Origin of the sequence: Acidovorax bellezanensis (assembly GCF_025421555.1) — a bacterium.
GTDB classification, from domain to species: Bacteria; Pseudomonadota; Gammaproteobacteria; order Burkholderiales; family Burkholderiaceae_C; genus Comamonas; species Comamonas bellezanensis.
The window spans coordinates 563,000-579,633 of sequence record NZ_JAODYH010000004.1; the positions used below are offsets into that span (position 1 = coordinate 563,000).

Consider the following 16,634-nt stretch of genomic DNA (forward strand, 5'->3'; position numbering starts at 1 on the left):
ACCACATGGCAAGCATTCTGCAAGGCATCAAGGTCCTGGACCTGACCCGCGTCATCGCCGGCCCGCTGTGCAGCCAGCACCTGGCGGACATGGGCGCAACCGTCTACAAGATAGAAAAGCCCAGGGAAGGCGACGACACGCGGCGCATGGGCCCGTTTCTTCAGGATGCCAGCGGCCAGGACAGCAACGACTCGGCGCTGTACCTGGCCTACAACCGGGGCAAGCAATCCATCACCATCGATATCGCCACCGACGAAGGCGCCGACCTGGTGCGGCAGCTGGCACGGCAGTGCGATGTGGTGGTGGAGAACTACAAAGTCGGCAGTCTGCAAAAATACGGCCTCGACTATGCGTCCCTGCAAGCCCTCAAGCCGGATCTGATCTACTGCTCGCTCACCGGTTTTGGCCAGACCGGCCCGCTGGCCAAGCGCCCGGCCTACGATTTCATTTTGCAAGGCATGGCGGGCATGATGAGTACCTGCGGCCTGCCTGACGACCAGCCCGGCGGCGGCCCCATGCGCACGTCCTTGCCCATCACCGACGTGGTCACCGGCCAGAACGCGGCCATCGCCATTCTCGGCGCGCTGTTCCACCATGGCCGTACGGGCGAAGGCCAGTTCATAGACTGCGCCATGCTGGACTCCGCGGTCGCGCTCAACGGCCACCTGGCCACGGGCTATCTGATGACCGGCCGCTCGCCGCAACGCGTGGGCAACACCAACCCCATTGCCTCGCCTTCCGAAGTGTTTGACTGCGCGGACGGCCCGCTGATCATCGCGGCCGGCAACAACGGCCAGTTCCAGGCCTGCTGCCAGGTGCTGGCCATCCCTGAGTTGTTGGAGCAAACGGCTTTCTCCAGCAATGCCCTGCGCGTCGCCAACCGCCAGGCCCTGCGCGCGGCTTTGGCCGGTGCCATTGCCCACCGCCAGCGTGCCAGCCTGCTGGCGGCGCTGGAAGCCGCGGGCGTGCCCTGCGGCCCCATCAACAACATGGCCCAGGTGTTTGCTGAGGCCCAGACCCGGCACCGCGACCTGGCCATCACCCTCCCCCACGGCCGCGGCATGGACGTCCCCAGCCTGCGCAGCCCCTTGAGCTTTTCCAAAACACCGGTCCAGCATGCGCCGCCGCCCATGCTGGGCCAGCACACGGCAAGCGTTCTGGCCGAACTGCTGCAGCTCGACCCCGCGCGCATTCAAGCGCTCGCGGCGAAGTGCGTGATCTGAGCGGAGCCGCCGAAAGCCGCCATAGGCTATGGTTGGGCTTTCATCGCCACACTGTGTGTCTGACGGCATCCAGAAAAATCACATGCTTCGTTTCACCTTGCTCTTGCTGACCTCCTTCGCCCTGGGGGGCTGTGCCCTGACCCGTGTTTCCGAGGCCAGGCATGCCAAGGAGGCCGATGCGCTCAATGCCGTCGGGCTCCCCCTGGAGGAGGCCCGGGCCATTGCCATGCAAAACGGCTACAGCTGCGAAACGCAGCCGGACAAAAATCGATCGGTGCAAACGAAAGCCGGTGTGGTGCGCAAAACGGATATCTTGCAGTGCAACAAGTCCTCGGCCGAACTGATCTGCCCGCAGCGCCGCTACGTCGTCTTCAACGTCGACCCCGAAAGCGGAAAAGTCTATGCCGTGGGCCATCGCATCAACCAACAGTCGTGCTTTTGAAACCGGGTGTTCCCATGCCCCCGCGCATCGCTGCGGTGCCACGCGGTGCATGTAAAAAACAAGCAAGGGAAACAGGCCCATTCCAGTCATTGTGCCGGCGTCAGCCCTTCAGGCCTTGGTGCCGCCCCAGGTTCATGACCGTCGGGATCGTGGAGGCACTTTCCACAGCGACCGACCACAGTGAGTTGATCCATCTTTTCGCGATCAAAGTATCCCCCTCAGAGAGCACACTTGGATAAAAGAACAGGCATCGATGCAAGCGGCTACATCCGCACAGTTGGGCATGTGCCCCTACAGGCAGCCTTTCTCGCGGTGGTCGAAGACCTTCACAGTATGCTTCTTCGCTCTGTGTTGCCCCAGGTCGAAAGCGCTTACCTTTATGGAAGCATTGCGCGCGGTGACGCAGTTCCTGGACGTTCGGATCTGGATGTTGTGCTCGTACTCGCTGACAAACCTGCACTGCAAGACAATTTGGAGATCGAGTCCGCACGGCGGGCGCTGGAATGCCGCCATCCAGAAGTTTCGAAGGTCGACTTCGACGTGGGCTTTCTTGAGGAAGTGCAGGCTCCCGAGAACCTGCACCGCTGGGGCTTCTGGCTTAGGCATCATTGCCGATGCATCTACGGTTACGACCTGTCCCGCGACTTCGAGCCCTTCCGCCCGTCGAGGACGATTGCGCGCGCGGTCAACGGGGACTTTTCAAGCGTGCTGGAAAGGTACGCACAACGTATCGAAACCGAGGCCGACGGGGCAACCCTTGCCCGCTTCAGGCGGGAAGCTTCCAGAAAGCTGATTCGAGCGACAAACGTACTTCGGCCCGTCACGTCGAACCATTGGCCCGAATCGCTTGAAGACCACATGGCCCTTTTTTCTGACAGCTATCCGGACATGGCGCAACAAATCGAGTTCTTCCACATGTTCGCCGCGCCACCGGGAAACGAACCGCCGCACATTGTTGCCACTGACTTCAGCGACCGCCTGAGAGCCTTCTCGCTCTGGATGCAGCAAGCGCTGTGACCAGTGTCTTCGCCAGCATCTGCATTCCGCCTAACCGAATTTCGGCCTTGGAGCCCCAGCGGAAGTCGGCCCACGGGCAACAACGCTGAAAACCAGGTGGGCTTTTTTGGACTACTGTATTAACATACAGCATCGTATCCAAAATGAAAGCTTTGTCATGCTTAGAGGTAGCTGCTGCTGTGGAGAAGTGACATTTACGGTCTCCAGTCCCCCGACCATGATGGGCACCTGCCATTGCAGCCGATGTCGCAAGATAGGCGCCAGCACTTTCGTGTTCGTCCAGCGTGAGGCGTTCACCTTGCTTTCTGGCGCAGACTCCATCACCACGTTCAAGCCGCAAGCCCCGTACCAATACAGCCGCTGCTTTTGCGCGCGCTGCGGCTCGGCGCTGGGCGAAGTGACTTCCGACAGCGCGTCATTCCCTGTCGCGGCCCATTGCTTTGACGACGCATTGCCGCTTGAAAACCTGTTCCACGAGTTCGTGCAGGAAAAGCCCGACTGGTACGGCATCTGTGACGGCGCCAAGCAGTTCCCAGGACACCCTGAGACATAACAAGCATGGCAACTCCCCCATTGCCAATGCGCTGGCGAGAGCTTGCGCTGGCTTCTCAGGGGCTGGGGCCGCGCAAGCGGTTTGGCAAGGGCCTGGCGGGTACTTTGGCTGCCCTGGAGCATCTGGGCTATGTGCAGATAGACACGCTGTCCGTGGTGGAGCGCGCGCACCACCATGTGCTCTGGAGCCGGGTGCCCGGCTACTGTCTGCCCCACCTGAACCAGCTCAGCAGCGCCGGAAAGATTTTTGAATACTGGTTTCATGCCGCGGCTTATCTGCCCATGCGCGACTACCGGTTTGCGCTGCCACGCATGCTCTCCTTCCGGCGTGGCGAGAGTCCCTACTTCCAGAGCGTCGACAAGACGCTGATGGCGGAGATTCTTGCCCGTGTACGCGGCGAAGGCGTGCTGAAAACACGCGACCTGAAAGAAAGCAGCAAAGGCAAAGGGCTGTGGTGGGACCATGGCCCGGGTCGGCGTGCGCTCGACAAATTGTTCATGCAAGGCGATGTGATGATTCGCGAGCGCAACGGGATGGAAAAGCTTTACGTCCTGCCCGAACAGCTGCTGCCCGCTGGCGTGAATCAGCAGGAACCCAACACCGAGGAGATGGCGGCCTATCTGCTGGATAACGCCATGCGCGCGCATGGCGTTTTCAGCCTGGGTCAACTCCTGCATCTGCGTACCGGCAAGCCCTTGCGCAATGCGCTGCGGGAACTGCTGCAGGCCCGTCTGGAACAAGGCGCGGTACAGAAACTGGACGACCCCGCCCTGCCCGAGACCTATGCCGTGGTGGGCGGGCATGGCGCAACCCGCCGGTCGCAGGCCGGCGCAGAGGTGCGGCTGCTATCGCCTTTTGACAATGGCGTGATTCACAGGGAGCGTTTGCTGCAGATGTTCAACTTTGAATACCGGCTGGAAAGCTATGTGCCTGCGACGCAGCGCAAGTACGGCTATTTCTGTCTGCCCATTCTGTGGCAAGGCCATTTTGTAGGCCGCATCGACTGCAAGGCTGACCGGGCCGCGGCCCGTCTGCATGTGCATAGCCTGCATCTGGAGCCGGATTGGGCGCCGGACGCGCTGTTTCAGCAGCGGCTGCAGGATGCGATCAGCGAGCTGGCGCGCTTTTGCGGCTGCACCGCGGTGCAGTAAGCGCTTGTCGCCGCAATGGCGGCATGGCTGGCGATGCTTCAGCCGGCGCGCGACTGGATTTCCTGGCGCTGGCGCTCCTCCTGCGCGCGCAACTCGGGGGTCAGCGCCTCGCCGAAATCCTCGGCCGAGAAGATTTGCCGGATCTCGATTTCAGAGTCCGTGCGCATGGGGTTGGGGCACTTCTTGACCCAGGCGATGGCGTCCTGCAGCGAAGCGCACTTCCAGATCCAGAAACCGGCGACCAGTTCATTGGTCGCGGCGAAGGGACCGTCGAGGACGTACCTATCCTTGCCCGAGAAGACGACCCGGACGCCGCGCGCGCTGGGATGCAGCCCCTCGCCCGCTTCCATCACGCCTGCCTGTATGAGTTCCTCATTGAAGGCCCCCATCGCCGCGAAATCCTCCTGCGTGGGCATCACGCCGGCTTCGCTGTCTTTCGTTGCTTTGACCATCACCATGAAACGCATGTCGATCTCCTGGAGTTGAGCGGAACGGCCTGCGTCCACTGTAGCGCGGCGAAGTGCGCGGCGCCATATCCACCGCCTTTCGCCGGTCCAAGCCATGCGTTCAGGGGCGCTTTCTGACGAATTTCTGCTCCAGCACCTTCTTGCCCCATTGTTCGCCAGCCCCTTCCTGCACACATGCGAAACCATGGGACTCGTACAGGTGGCGCGCGGCGGACAAGCCGCTGAAAGTCCACAAATGGGTTTCGGCAAACTCCTCACGGTCCGCGAAATCCAGGGCCGCGGACAGCAATTGCCGCCCTGCGCCGCTGCCGCGCAGGCGGTCATCCACGATGAACCAGCGCAGGTGGGCGGTGTTGCCGCCCAGGTCCTGGCCGTCGATGGCGATGGAACCCACGATCTCTCCCGCGTGCATTGCCGTCCAGATGCCGTTTTTCGGGTGCTCAAGGCGGTTGCAGAACTCGGCCAGGCCGCTTGCCACCACCGATTCAAAGCGCTGGCCCAGCCCTGACTCGCGCGCATAGTAGAGGGCGTGCATCTGGGTGATGCGGGCAATCAGCCCCGTTTGGTAGCCCGGCACGACGGTGACCACGGAACCATCCACTGCGCTTTCGCCGTGCGCTGCGAGTGCCTGGCTGTAGAGGCTCAGCCCCGCCAGCACCGTGCGGTCCTGCCCCGGCTGCAAGCGCCCCAGCGCGTCCACCACCTGTGCACGCGCATGTGCATGGATGGCCGCGACGCGCTGCCGACCGGCGGCGGTCAAAGACAGCATCTTCAGCCGGCTGTCGCTGGCGTGCGCCTCCTCCTTCACATCGCCGGATGCCAGGAGCTTGCGCAGCATACGACTCACGCTGGATTTCTCCAGGCGCAAGCGCCGGGCCAGGTCCCTGGCGCTGAGCGCACCGCGGTCCATCTCAATCAGCGCATGCACCGCGGAAGGCGACAGGCCTTCCCCGGCAAAACTGCCCCCCATGAACCCCCAGTCGCGCGCCATGGAGCGCGACGCAGCACGAATGGCTTCAATCAAGGACGGGTCATCATTCACGGCAAACCTCCACTTGGTTGCATGATACAACTAAATGAAGAACAGCCTGGAGGCTTTATCAAGCCATTTCAGCAGTCGTTGTCCGCGCTGCTGCGCAAAGTCACTGTACTTTCGTTTTTCTGGCTGGGCCTATCGGCCGGGGTCGCCCACGAAGGCCAGCAGGAGAGACGTGGCAAGGTTTTCTTGCTAGGGGATGCGGTCGATAGCGCTGCTACCTCGCAGGAGCTGCATAGGCTTCAGACCTTATGCATTAAGCACGCTGCGGGGTAAACAGCAAGTCGCGTCAACGGCCAATCACGAGCTAGCGATGCACTGACCATAGGTGCTGGTCTCTTTTGACCAGCATTCCGCACCAGGCTGCCAGAACGCTTGGTCTGAACAGCGACAGCAACCGACCCGCTGCGGTCCTTCGAGCCTCACTGAAATGGTCAGTTGTGAGTGGTTCAGAATAGGGGAAAGCTTAGGGTCAAGCAATTTGGCTCGCATGCGATGCATATCTCCCCCCCAAGACTGGATGTACGGCTATGACAGAACCCATGGAAACCGTTGGCAAAGCGACGGAGGCGGACTTGGACGGAATCCTGGAACTTCAGGCGGCCAATCAAATAGAACGCGGCGGAATGCTGTCGGCAGAGCTTCCGCGTTTGCGCATCGCAGAGATGATGCGCAACATGCCGTTGATTGTCGCGAAGCGTGACGGGCGTGTGACCGGCTTCCTTATGACTACTACTCGAGCAATGAATGCCGAACTCCCGGTGATTCGCTCTATGTTCAGTGCATACACGGGGACAGCGGACACCTATGTCTATGGCCCCATTTGTGTTGACCCGACGGAGCGCGGGAAGGGTTTGGCTGCTGCAATGTTTACAGAGTTGCGACGGCTGGAATCGGGTCGCGAGGGCGTGCTGTTCATCCGAACCGACAATGAGGCATCACTTCGAGCGCATAGACGCATGGGAATGAAAGAGGTTGCCAAGTTCGCACTGAACGGCGCTGATTTCGCTGTTTTCTCTTACGTTGGGTAGTCGAGTTGCAATGGCGGCTATTGGCCGATCCCTGCCATTGATCAGAACCAGCACGCTCTGGGAAAACGCTCAGATCAGACCGGGTTCCGCTGGGCAACTACCGCTCATGGCCGCTTCTAGACGGCCGGTGGTCACCGGCTGAATCCGCTTTGATCAGCCGCGAAGCCGGTGTTCAGCCAAGCCGGTTGCGATCTCAAGAGCCCGTGGAAGCGCTGTGGCTCCCGGTCCGCCTGGCAAGGTATTGCGCGTCCGTGACTTTCTCCAGCCAGTGAACGGCCTGGTCATTGAGCGATTCCTGCAAACGGCTTGTCTTGTGACGAGGGAATGAAGAATAAATGCTGCATGCAGGTCTCAGGGGGAGGTGGTGTTGGCGGCTCTTGGCAGCAGTTGGCTGAGTGCCTCCGATAGTTGGGGGTGGCGGAACGTGAATCCCGCCGCCTGTGCGCGTTGTGGTTGCAAACGTTGTCCTCCGAGCAGCAGCACTGACATTTCGCCCAGCGCCAGGCGGAGTGCCCACGCCGGTACTGGCAGCAAGGCCGGGCGGTGCAAGCTGCGGGCCAGTGTCTGGGTGAACGTGATGTTGCGTACCGTCTCTGGGGAGCAGGCATTGAAGGGGCCGCTGCACTCATCGTGGTGCAGCAGGTACTCAATCAGGTTGACCTCGTCGTCAATGTGTATCCAGGGCATCCACTGCTGGCCGTTTCCCAGCCTGCCACCGAGCCCCAGCTTGAATGGGGGCAGCAACTTCGCCAGCATGCCGCCCCTGGGGGCCAATACCGGCGCGGTACGCACCAATGCCACTCGTACGCCTAAGAGGCGGGCGCGTTCGGCTTCCTGCTCCCAGGCGATGCACAGCTGGCTGCCGAAATCGGCGGTGCCGGGTGGACTGCTTTCATCCAGCCAGGCATCACCGCCATCGCCGTACCAACCTACAGCCGATCCCGATAGCAATACGCGCGGTGGGCTGGGCTGTTGCTCCATCCAATCCACCAGGGTCCTTGTCAGATCCACCCGGCTGCGCCACAGCACTTGCCTGCGTGACGCTGTCCAAGGGCGGTCGGCAATCGGGGCGCCGGCCAGATTCACCACGGCGTCCAGGGGCGTGCCGTCCAGTTCTTGCAAGTTGGCAATACCGCGGGCGCCGCTGCACAGGTGCTGCACCTTGTGCGGTTCGCGGCTCCAGACCCACAGTTCGTGACCTGGCGGTTGCCAGTGTCGGCACAAGGCCTGTCCGATCAGCCCGGTGCCGCCAGTCAGCAGGATGCGCATGGAATTCTCCTTGAGGAAAGTCAGTGCAGGCCTTACCAGGGCAGTCGCCTCCCATCGTAGGCCCAGAAACTCCCGCTGTCTTCGGGCTGCAGGCCATCCAGTACCGCCAACAGGTCATGCCCAACTGCCGGCCCCGCGGCATCGGGCCACCGCAAAAAGCAAAACCCCGCCCTGCAGGACGGGGTTGCTGGCGGATTGCGCATTCATCCCATGCGCCTGCCCTCAAGCGGGCCTATTACATCCCGTAAGTGCGCTTGGCATTCGCCACGCAGGTGTCCTTGGCCGCGCCTGCCAGGCTGTCGCAGCGTTCCACGGCCGCCTTGTAGTCGGCCTCGCGCACTTTCTGCGCGGCCTCCTTCTTGGCGTCGGACACGTCGGCGGCCTTGACCTCGGGCGCCACGTTTTTCTCATGGCGCGCCTCGGAGACTTTCGCTGCTTCAATGTCTCTCACATGGGCGGCCTTGGCATCCTTGACGCAGACGTCCTTGGCGTTGCCGCTCAAATCGTCGCACTTTTCCTTGGCCACTTCGTAGCTGGCATCGGCCTTGGCCGTGGCGAGCTTGTGGCGGTTGCGCTCGCTTGCTTCGACGCGGTAATCGAGCTCGGCTCCGGCCACTTTTTCACGACCCTTGGCTTCTTTCTCGCAGACGTCCTTGGCATTGGATTTCAAGCTGCTGCAATGCGTCTTTGCCGCCTTGTAATCGGCACTGATTTGCGCCTTGGCCGCTTTATGCTCCTCGGGCGTGATAGCGAATACCGAAGTGGAAATCAGCGCGACTGCGCTCATGTAAATCAGCTTTTTGCGAAAAGTCATCAAAATCTCCTTTGTCCGAAAATGAAAAGCGGCACGCATTCATGCATGCCGCCCCACAAAAATCAATTACTCGTCGAAGCGAAAATCAGGATGACGGGCTTGCCATTCCTTGAGCTGCTTTTCAGCCTCTTCCTTGACAATACCCTGGCGCTCCTGGATCTTGCCGATGAACTGCTCGCGCTTGCCCGCAATCACGTCGATGTCGTCGTCCGTGAGCTTGCCCCACTGCTCGCGAATCTTGCCCTTGAATTGCTTCCAGTTGCCGGCGATTCGATCTTCATTCATGTCAACTCCTTGTGCAGAAAATTGGGTCGCATATTGGAAGGTGATTCACGCCGACGCATCCAATCGCGAGATGAGATTCAACCTTAAACCCAGGCAATATTCATTCGCGTGGGATATCAGGTCCTGCGTCCGTGGGTATTCGCCTACATAAAAATAATGCAATAAATGAAAAATCATCGCTGCAACTTTTTATATTGCGACAGCAGGAAATTTAATTAACCAATTGTGAAAATAATATCCCGCAATGGAAGTCAGTTATTTCGCGCCATCCAATCCGGCATTGGCGAAACCGTATTCCGCCGGGGCTGGCTGGAAAGAAAAAGGGCCGCTGCGCAATCGTCTTGCGCAGCGGCCCTTACTTAGGCGCCCGGGGGAATGGCAGGCTTCAGCGCCCGCAGGCCTTGCGCCAGGCGGCGAAGTCCAGGCGGCTTTGCTCCTCGGTGGCCGGGTACAGGCCCAGGATGGAGCGCCCCTGCATGACCATTTCCTGCACGAAGTCCTCGAACACCGTCATTTCCGTGGCTTCGGCCGCGACTTCATCGGCCAGGTGGGCGGGGATGACGATCACGCCTTCGGCATCGCCGACGATCACATCGCCGGGAAACACGGGCGCGTCGCCGCAACCGATGGGACCGTTGATCTCGATCGCTTCGTGCAGCGTCAGATTGGTCGGCGCGCTGGGGCGGCAGTGGTAGGCCGGCATGCGGTACCGGGCGATCTCCGGGCTGTCGCGAAAACCGCCATCCGTGACCACGCCGGCCACGCCGCGCTGCATCAGCCGCGCCAGCAGGATGCCCCCGGCCGAAGCCGCGCGCGCATCCTTGCGGCTGTCGATCACCAGCACCGCGCCGGGCGGGCACTGTTCCACGGCCTGGCGCTGCGGGTGCTCGCGGTTCTGGAAGGCGCTGAGCGGGTTGCGGTCCTCGCGCGCCGGCATGTAGCGCAGGGTGAAGGCTTCGCCCACCATATTGGCCAGGCCGGGGTTCAGCGGCCGCACGTCCTGGATGAACTGGTTGCGCAGGCCGCGCTTGAACAGCGCCGTGCACAGCGTGGCGGTGCTCACCTGCATCAGCAGTTCACGGGTTTTGGGGTTCATTGCTGTCTCCAATCAGAAGATGTCGGGTTCGGCCACGGCCTTGCCGAAGCTGGTTTCCAGGAAGTCGAAATCGCAGCCTTCGTTGGCCTGCAGGATGTGGCGGCCGAACAGCCAGCCGTAGCCGCGCTCGTAGCGCTCGGGCGGCGCAATCCAAGCGGCCTTGCGCTGCGCCAGTTCCTCGTCGCTGATTTCCAGGTGGATGCTGCGTGCCGGCACGTCCACGGTGATGCGGTCGCCGGTCCGCACCAGCGCCAGCGGGCCGCCGACCGCAGATTCGGGCGAGCAATGCAGCAGGCAGCCGCCGTAGCTGGTGCCGCTCATGCGCGCATCCGACAGCCGCAGCATGTCTTTCACGCCCTGCTTGAGCAGCTTGGTGGGAATGGGCAGCATGCCCCACTCGGGCATGCCGGCGCCGCGCGGGCCGGCGTTGCGCAGCACCAGGATGTCGTCACCGGTCACGTCGAGGTCGGGATCCTCCACCGCCTTCTTCAGGCTGGGGTAGTCGTCGAACACCAGCGCCCGGCCCGTGTGCTGCAGCAGGTGCGGCGCGCAGGCGCTGGGCTTGATGACCACGCCACCGGGCGCGAGGTTGCCGCGCAGCACGGCGAGCGCGCCTTCGGCATAGATGGGATTGGCGAGCGACCGGATCACATCCTCGTGATAGACCTCGGCGCCGGCGATGTTCTCGCCCAGCGTGCGACCGTTCACGGTGAGCGCCTCGGTCTTCAGGTGGCAGCGGATGTTCTCCAGCATGGCGCGCAGGCCGCCGGCGTAGAAGAAGTCTTCCATCAGGTAGGCATCGCCGCTGGGACGGATGTTGGCGATCACCGGCACGCGGCGGCTGAACGCGTCGAAATCATCCAGGCTGACGGGATGGCCGGCGCGGCGCGACATGGCGATCAAGTGGATGATGGCATTGGTGCTGCAGCCCATGGCCATGGCGCAGGCAATGCCGTTCTCGAAATTGGCGCGCGTGAGCATCTTGGCCGGCGTGAGGTCTTCCCAGACCATGTCGACAATGCGCCGGCCAGTTTCGGCGCTCATGCGGATGTGGTTGGCGTCGGCTGCGGGAATGGACGAGGCGCCCGGCAGCGCCAGGCCCACGGCCTCGGCGATGCCGGTCATCGTCGCCGCCGTGCCCATGGTCATGCAGGTGCCGTGGCTGCGCGCAATGCCGGCTTCCATCTCGTTCCAGGCCTGGTCGGACAGGCGGCCGGCGCGGCGCTCGTCCCAGTACTTGAACGCGTCCGAGCCCGAGCCCAGTACCTTGCCTTTCCAGTTGCCGCGCAGCATGGGGCCGGCGGGCAGGTAGATGAAAGGCAGGCCCATGCTCAGCGCGCCCATGGTCAGGCCTGGCGTGGTCTTGTCGCAGCCGCCCATCAGCACCGCGCCGTCGACCGGGTGGCTGCGCAGCAGCTCTTCCGTTTCCATGGCCAGGAAGTTGCGGTACATCATGGTTGTCGGCTTGACCATGCTCTCGGACAGGGAGATGGCGGGCAGCTCCAGCGGAAAGCCGCCGGCCTGCAGGATGCCGCGCTTGACGTCTTCCACGCGCTGCTTGAAGTGCGCATGGCACTGGTTGGCATCGCTCCAGGTGTTGATGATGGCGATGATGGGCTTGCCCATCCAGTCCTCGTAGCCGTAGCCCATTTGCAGCACGCGCGAGCGGTGGCCGAAGGAGCGGAAATCATCGGGGGCGAACCAGCGCGCGCTGCGCAAGGATTCAGGGGTGCGTTTCATGAAAGACGGTCTTCCGGTTCTGTGCCCGCGCATGGCGCAGGCCGTTTCAAGAGAAAAAGTACAGGGCCAGGCCCATCGCGCTACAAGACCTTGCCCGGGTTCATCAGGCCTTGCGGGTCCAGCGCCTGCTTGATGCGGCGCATCAGGGCCAGTTCGGCCGGGGTCTTGTACATGGCCATTTCGTGGCGCTTGAGCTGGCCTATGCCGTGCTCCGCGCTGATGCTGCCGCGCATCGCCACCACCACGTCGTGCAGCACTTGGTTGACGGCTTCGGTCTGCGCCTGCCAGGTGCCAGCCTCCACGCCCTCGGGCGCGCTGAGGTTGAAATGCAGGTTGCCGTCGCCCAGGTGCCCATAGACGATGGGCCGGGCGCCTGGAAAGGCCTGCTGCAACCGGGGCAGCATCTGCTCCACGAAGGCCGGAATGCGCGAGATCGGCAGCGAGACATCGTGCTTGATGTTGCTGCCGTCCATTTGCTGGGCGTGGGTGATGTTCTCGCGCAGCGACCACAGCGTCTGGCCCTGGGCCAGATTGCCGGCCAGGGTCACGTCTTCCAGGCATTCGTCCTCGAGGCAGGCCATCAAGGCGGCCTGCACCGCCTCGCGCAGCGTCTCGTCGCTGCCGCCGTCGGCCGCTTCCATCAGCACGTACCAGGGCCAGTCGCCGGAAAGCAGCGCCGGCGTCTCGGGGAAATAGCGACGCACCAGCGCCACCGCCGGGCCGGAAATCAGCTCGAAGGCGGTGAATCGATCGCCCAGATGGCCGCGCATGGCGCCCAGCAGGCGCACGGCCTGGGCGATGGAGGCCACGCCCGCGAAAGCGACGACTTCGGCGCTGGGCGCGGAGAACAGCTTCACGGTCGCCGCGGTGATGATGCCCAGCGTGCCTTCCGCGCCTATGAACAGCTGCTTGAGGTCGTAGCCGGTGTTGTCCTTGCGCAGTCCGCGCAGCAGGTCCAGGATTTCGCCGTCGGGCAGCACCACTTCCAGGCCCAGCACCAGCTCGCGCATATTGCCGTAGCGCAGCACCTGCACGCCGCCGGCATTGGTGGCGATGTTGCCGCCGATCTGGCAGGAGCCTTCGGCGCCCAGCGACAGAGGGAACAACCGGCCCACGGCGCCGGCCTGCTCCTGCAGGGTCTGCAGTATGCAGCCGGCTTCCACCGTGGCGGTGTTGTTCTCGGGATCGATCTCGCGTATGCGCTTAAGCCGGCCCAGTTGCAGCACGGCCTGCAGGCCGCCCGCCATGGGCACCGATGCGCCGCACAGCCCGGTGTTGCCGCCTTGGGGCACCAGGGCCACGCCGGTGCGCGCGGCCAGCCGGACCAGGGCCTGTACTTCGGCGGTGCTGCCCGGGCGCAGCACGGCCAGGGCCGGGCCCTGAAACTTGCCGCGCCAGTCACGCGTATAGGGGGTCAGGTCGTCGCCGTTGTCCGCGCTCAGCACATGGGCCGGTCCTATCAGGGCCCGCGCCTGCGCCAGCCAGGAGGAAGTGTCGAAACTCATGGGGCCTGTCTCTCAATAGCTGCTGGGGGTCACCGCCGCGCTGGCCGCGCCGCCAAAGCGCTTGGCCGCGGCATCCAGGCCGTCGCGCAGGACCAGCGTGTCCAGCGCCACGGCGACGAACTGCGCGCCCAGTTCCAGGCATTCTCGGGCGCGCTGCTCGTCCACCATCAGAATGCCCGGCGCCTTGCCGCAGGCACGGATGCGGCGGATGGCGTCGTTGATGGCCGCATTGACCACCGGGTGGCGCATCTGGCCGGGGTAGCCCAGGCTGGCCGACAGATCCGCGGGACCGATGAAGATGCCGTCGATGCCGTCCACGGCCGCAATCGCCTCGATCTGCTCCAGCGCCTCGGCCGTCTCCACCTGCACCAGCAGGCACAGCTCGTCGGCGGCGCGCGCCACGTAGTCGGTGGTGCGGCCGAAATTGGCGGCCCGGGTGGAGCCGCCCATGCCGCGGATGCCGGCCGGGGCGTAGCGGATGGCGTCCACCGCGGCCTGCGCTTCCTGCGCGTTCTGCACAAAGGGCAGCAGCAAGGTCTGCGCGCCTATGTCCAGATAGCGCTTGATGAGCACGGCATCGTTCCACGCGGGTCGCACGACGGCCTGCGTGGGCAGCGCGGCATGGGCCGCGGGCTGTGCCGCGGCCACGGCCTGCAGCTGCTGCAGCATCAGCGGCACATCGGTGGGCGTGTGCTCCGTGTCCAGCAGCATCCAGTCATAGCCTGCACCGGCGACGAGTTCGCAGACATAGGACGAGGGAATGGTCGACCAGACGCCGATCTGGGCGCGGCCGGCACGCAGCGCGTGTTTGAAATGATTGGTGGGCAGCATAGTTATTGGATGCGGATGTTTCCGGTTTTCACCACCTCGGACCAGCGTGCGACTTCGGCAGCGATGAAGCTCGAAGCCTGTGCCGGTGTTCCGGGGGTGGCTTCATTGCTCATGGTAGTCAGGCGCGCGATCACGTCGGGCTGGGCCAGAATCTCCTGGCAGGCCTTGTTGAGCTGTTGCACCAGCTTGGCCGGCATGCCCGCCGGGCCCGCCAGGCTGGTCCAGGAATAGTTGATGATGCGCGGCTGGCCCACTTCGGCCATGGTGGGCACGTCGGGCAGCGCGGTCAGCCGCTTGCTGCCCGTCACCGCCAGCGCGCGCAGCTTGCCGCCTTGCACGAAAGGCAGGGCCGAGGTGGCCGGGACGAACAGCAGATCGGCCTGGCTGCCCATCACGTCCGTCATCGCCGGCATATCGCCCTTGTAGGGCACGCCATTGAGGGCAATCTGCGCCGTCTGCTTGAACAGCTCGGTCGACATGTGGCTGGACGAGCCTATGCCCGTCAGCGCCACGTTCAGGGAACCCGGTTGGGCCTTGGACAAGGCAATGACTTCGGCCACGGTGCCGGCCTTGAGGTTGGGCGAAGCCAGCATCAGCATGGGCACGCGGCTGAGCATGGCAATGTGGGTGAAATCCTTGCGCGCGTCGTACTTCACGTTCGGATTGACGAGCTGGTTGATGGCATGGGTGCCCGGGCCGCCGATGACCAGCGTATAGCCGTCCGGCTTGGCACGCGCCACGGTTTCGGACGCCAGCGAGCCATTGACGCCCGGCCGGTTTTCCACGACCACGGACTGGCCCAGGCGCTGCGACAGGCGCTCGCCGATCAGGCGGCCCAGCACATCCGTCTGGCCGCCCGGCGGAAAGGGAATCACCAGCGTGATGGACTTGCTGGGATAGGCCGGCTGGGCCAGAACGGCCAGAGGAGCTGCGGCCGCAACGAGCAGCCCCGCCAGGGCAATGCGTCGGTCAAACTTGGATCGGTACATCGGGGTCTCCAGAAATGATTGCGCAATCATTCCAGGTTCCCGCCGTTTGCTTATGAGGATGTACACCAATCAAAAATCAGCGTGAAATGATAGCGATCATGGCTATCATGACAACGCAATCATTTCAGTCATCGCGCATCATGTCCAACCGCCCCGCCCGCCCGTCCGCCGCTCCCACCCTGAAAGACCTGGCCCGCCTGGCCGGTGTCTCGCCCATCACCGCTTCGCGCGCCCTGCACCGGCCGGAGCTGGTGGCCGAGGCCACACGCACCCGAGTGGCCCAGGCCGTGGAGCAATCGGGCTATGTGCCCAATTCGCTGGCCGGCGGCCTGACCTCCCGGCAAACCCGGCTGGTCGCCGCCATCGTGCCGTCCATGGGGCATTCGCTGTTCTCGGACATGCTGGACGCGCTCATCACCAGCCTGGCGGCCGAGCGCTACGAGACCACGCTGGGCATTTCGCGCTACGACCCCGCGCACGAGGAGACCTGGCTGGCGGCCATGCTCAGCCGCCGGCCCGAAGGCGTAGTGCTGACCGGCACCGAGCACACGGCACGCGCCCGGCGCCTGCTGCTCAACGCGGACATTCCGGTGGTGGAGCTCTGGGACTACACGCCCCACCCGCTGGACGTGATCATCGGTTTTTCGCAGGAAGACGCCGGCAGGGCCGCGTTCCGCCACCTGGCAGCCTGCGGCTACCAGCGCCCGGCCATACTGCGCTCCGACGATAGCCGTGCCCACCGGCGGGCCCAGGGCTTTCTGCGCGCGGCGGCGGAAACCGGCGCCCCCGAACCGGTGCAAATCGTCTTCCCCGAAGACAGCCCCCAGACCGGCCGCGGACGCGACGCCTTCAGCGCGCTGCGGGCCCAGGCCCCGCAGGCGGATGCGGTGTTCTGCAGCTCGGACGCCCTGGCCCAGGGCGTGCTCGCCCAAGCCCATGCCCTGGGCCTGCAAGTGCCGCGGCAAATGGGCGTGCTGGGCTTTGGCGACCAGGCCCTGGCGGTCGACTGCATCCCCGCGCTTTCCAGCGTGAAAGTCGACGGCGCCTACATCGGCCGCCTGGGCGCGGCGGCGCTGATTGCCCGCATGCGCGGCGAAAACGTGACGGCGGCGCAAGATGTGGGTTTTGAAGTCATCGCCAGGGCCAGCACGCGGGCGGCGGCCGGCAGGCCTTGACCCCCTTTAC

17 protein-coding genes are annotated in these 16,634 nt (G+C 63.7%); 7 read left to right on the forward strand and 10 right to left on the reverse strand.

Annotated features, from left to right (window positions below):
- The first annotated feature begins 5 nt into the window (after positions 1 to 5).
- The 5 genes from N0K08_RS10780 to N0K08_RS10800 all read left to right on the forward strand — a co-directional run bounded on the left by N0K08_RS10780 (position 6) and on the right by N0K08_RS10800 (position 4,386).
- Positions 6 to 1,223 carry a CaiB/BaiF CoA transferase family protein gene (locus N0K08_RS10780; protein ID WP_261500300.1) on the forward strand — a complete coding sequence of 406 codons (1,218 nt, stop codon included), beginning with the start codon at positions 6 to 8 and terminating at the stop codon, positions 1,221 to 1,223.
- An 82-nt stretch (positions 1,224 to 1,305) separates the two neighbouring features.
- Positions 1,306 to 1,665 (forward strand): hypothetical protein, encoded by a 360-nt coding sequence (locus N0K08_RS10785; protein WP_261500301.1) that lies wholly within the window; start codon positions 1,306 to 1,308, stop codon positions 1,663 to 1,665.
- A 231-nt stretch (positions 1,666 to 1,896) separates the two neighbouring features.
- Complete coding sequence (locus tag N0K08_RS10790; RefSeq protein WP_261500302.1) at positions 1,897 to 2,682, forward strand: nucleotidyltransferase domain-containing protein; 786 nt, start codon at positions 1,897 to 1,899, stop codon at positions 2,680 to 2,682.
- 157 nt (positions 2,683 to 2,839) lie between these two features.
- Positions 2,840 to 3,235: a GFA family protein gene (locus N0K08_RS10795; RefSeq protein ID WP_456301230.1), complete on the forward strand. Its 396-nt coding sequence runs from the start codon at positions 2,840 to 2,842 to the stop codon at positions 3,233 to 3,235.
- A 26-nt stretch (positions 3,236 to 3,261) separates the two neighbouring features.
- Positions 3,262 to 4,386 carry a winged helix-turn-helix domain-containing protein gene (locus N0K08_RS10800; RefSeq protein ID WP_261500305.1) on the forward strand — a complete coding sequence of 375 codons (1,125 nt, stop codon included), beginning with the start codon at positions 3,262 to 3,264 and terminating at the stop codon, positions 4,384 to 4,386.
- Positions 4,387 to 4,424: 38 nt separating this feature from the next.
- On the opposite strand, the gene N0K08_RS10805 is transcribed toward N0K08_RS10800, so the two are convergent.
- Positions 4,425 to 4,853: a YciI family protein gene (locus tag N0K08_RS10805; RefSeq protein WP_261500306.1), complete on the reverse strand. Its 429-nt coding sequence runs from the start codon at positions 4,851 to 4,853 to the stop codon at positions 4,425 to 4,427.
- A 100-nt stretch (positions 4,854 to 4,953) separates the two neighbouring features.
- Positions 4,954 to 5,895: a bifunctional helix-turn-helix transcriptional regulator/GNAT family N-acetyltransferase gene (locus N0K08_RS10810; RefSeq protein ID WP_261500307.1), complete on the reverse strand. Its 942-nt coding sequence runs from the start codon at positions 5,893 to 5,895 to the stop codon at positions 4,954 to 4,956.
- A gap of 536 nt (positions 5,896 to 6,431) precedes the next feature.
- Here N0K08_RS10810 and N0K08_RS10815 point away from each other — a divergent pair.
- On the forward strand, positions 6,432 to 6,920 hold the full coding sequence (locus N0K08_RS10815; protein WP_261500308.1) for a GNAT family N-acetyltransferase: 489 nt from the start codon (positions 6,432 to 6,434) through the stop codon (positions 6,918 to 6,920).
- Positions 6,921 to 7,271: 351 nt separating this feature from the next.
- On the opposite strand, the gene N0K08_RS10820 is transcribed toward N0K08_RS10815, so the two are convergent.
- From N0K08_RS10820 to N0K08_RS10855, 8 genes are all read right to left on the reverse strand, one after another.
- Positions 7,272 to 8,189, reverse strand: a complete 918-nt coding sequence (locus N0K08_RS10820; RefSeq protein ID WP_261500309.1) for a TIGR01777 family oxidoreductase — start codon at positions 8,187 to 8,189, stop codon at positions 7,272 to 7,274.
- 235 nt (positions 8,190 to 8,424) lie between these two features.
- On the reverse strand, positions 8,425 to 9,003 hold the full coding sequence (locus N0K08_RS10825; protein WP_261500310.1) for a hypothetical protein: 579 nt from the start codon (positions 9,001 to 9,003) through the stop codon (positions 8,425 to 8,427).
- Between the two features lie 66 nt (positions 9,004 to 9,069).
- Positions 9,070 to 9,288: a CsbD family protein gene (locus N0K08_RS10830; protein WP_261500311.1), complete on the reverse strand. Its 219-nt coding sequence runs from the start codon at positions 9,286 to 9,288 to the stop codon at positions 9,070 to 9,072.
- Between the two features lie 385 nt (positions 9,289 to 9,673).
- Positions 9,674 to 10,384, reverse strand: a complete 711-nt coding sequence (locus tag N0K08_RS10835; protein ID WP_261500312.1) for a ribonuclease activity regulator RraA — start codon at positions 10,382 to 10,384, stop codon at positions 9,674 to 9,676.
- Positions 10,385 to 10,396: 12 nt separating this feature from the next.
- Positions 10,397 to 12,124, reverse strand: coding sequence for an L-arabinonate dehydratase (gene araD, locus N0K08_RS10840; protein ID WP_261500313.1), 1,728 nt, complete (start codon positions 12,122 to 12,124; stop codon positions 10,397 to 10,399).
- Positions 12,125 to 12,204: 80 nt separating this feature from the next.
- Positions 12,205 to 13,629 (reverse strand): FAD-binding oxidoreductase, encoded by a 1,425-nt coding sequence (locus N0K08_RS10845; protein ID WP_261500314.1) that lies wholly within the window; start codon positions 13,627 to 13,629, stop codon positions 12,205 to 12,207.
- A 12-nt stretch (positions 13,630 to 13,641) separates the two neighbouring features.
- A complete protein-coding gene (locus tag N0K08_RS10850; protein ID WP_315967999.1) occupies positions 13,642 to 14,466 on the reverse strand; it encodes an HpcH/HpaI aldolase family protein in 825 nt (274 codons plus the stop codon).
- Positions 14,463 to 15,449: a Bug family tripartite tricarboxylate transporter substrate binding protein gene (locus N0K08_RS10855; RefSeq protein ID WP_261500316.1), complete on the reverse strand. Its 987-nt coding sequence runs from the start codon at positions 15,447 to 15,449 to the stop codon at positions 14,463 to 14,465. The genes N0K08_RS10850 and N0K08_RS10855 overlap by 4 nt, the downstream gene beginning before the upstream one ends.
- Positions 15,450 to 15,589: 140 nt before the next feature.
- On the opposite strand from N0K08_RS10855, the gene N0K08_RS10860 reads away from it, so the two are divergent.
- The gene (locus N0K08_RS10860) at positions 15,590 to 16,624 is read left to right on the forward strand and encodes a LacI family DNA-binding transcriptional regulator (RefSeq protein WP_261500317.1); all 1,035 of its coding nucleotides are present in this window, start codon (positions 15,590 to 15,592) and stop codon (positions 16,622 to 16,624) included.
- The last annotated feature ends 10 nt before the right edge of the window (positions 16,625 to 16,634 follow it).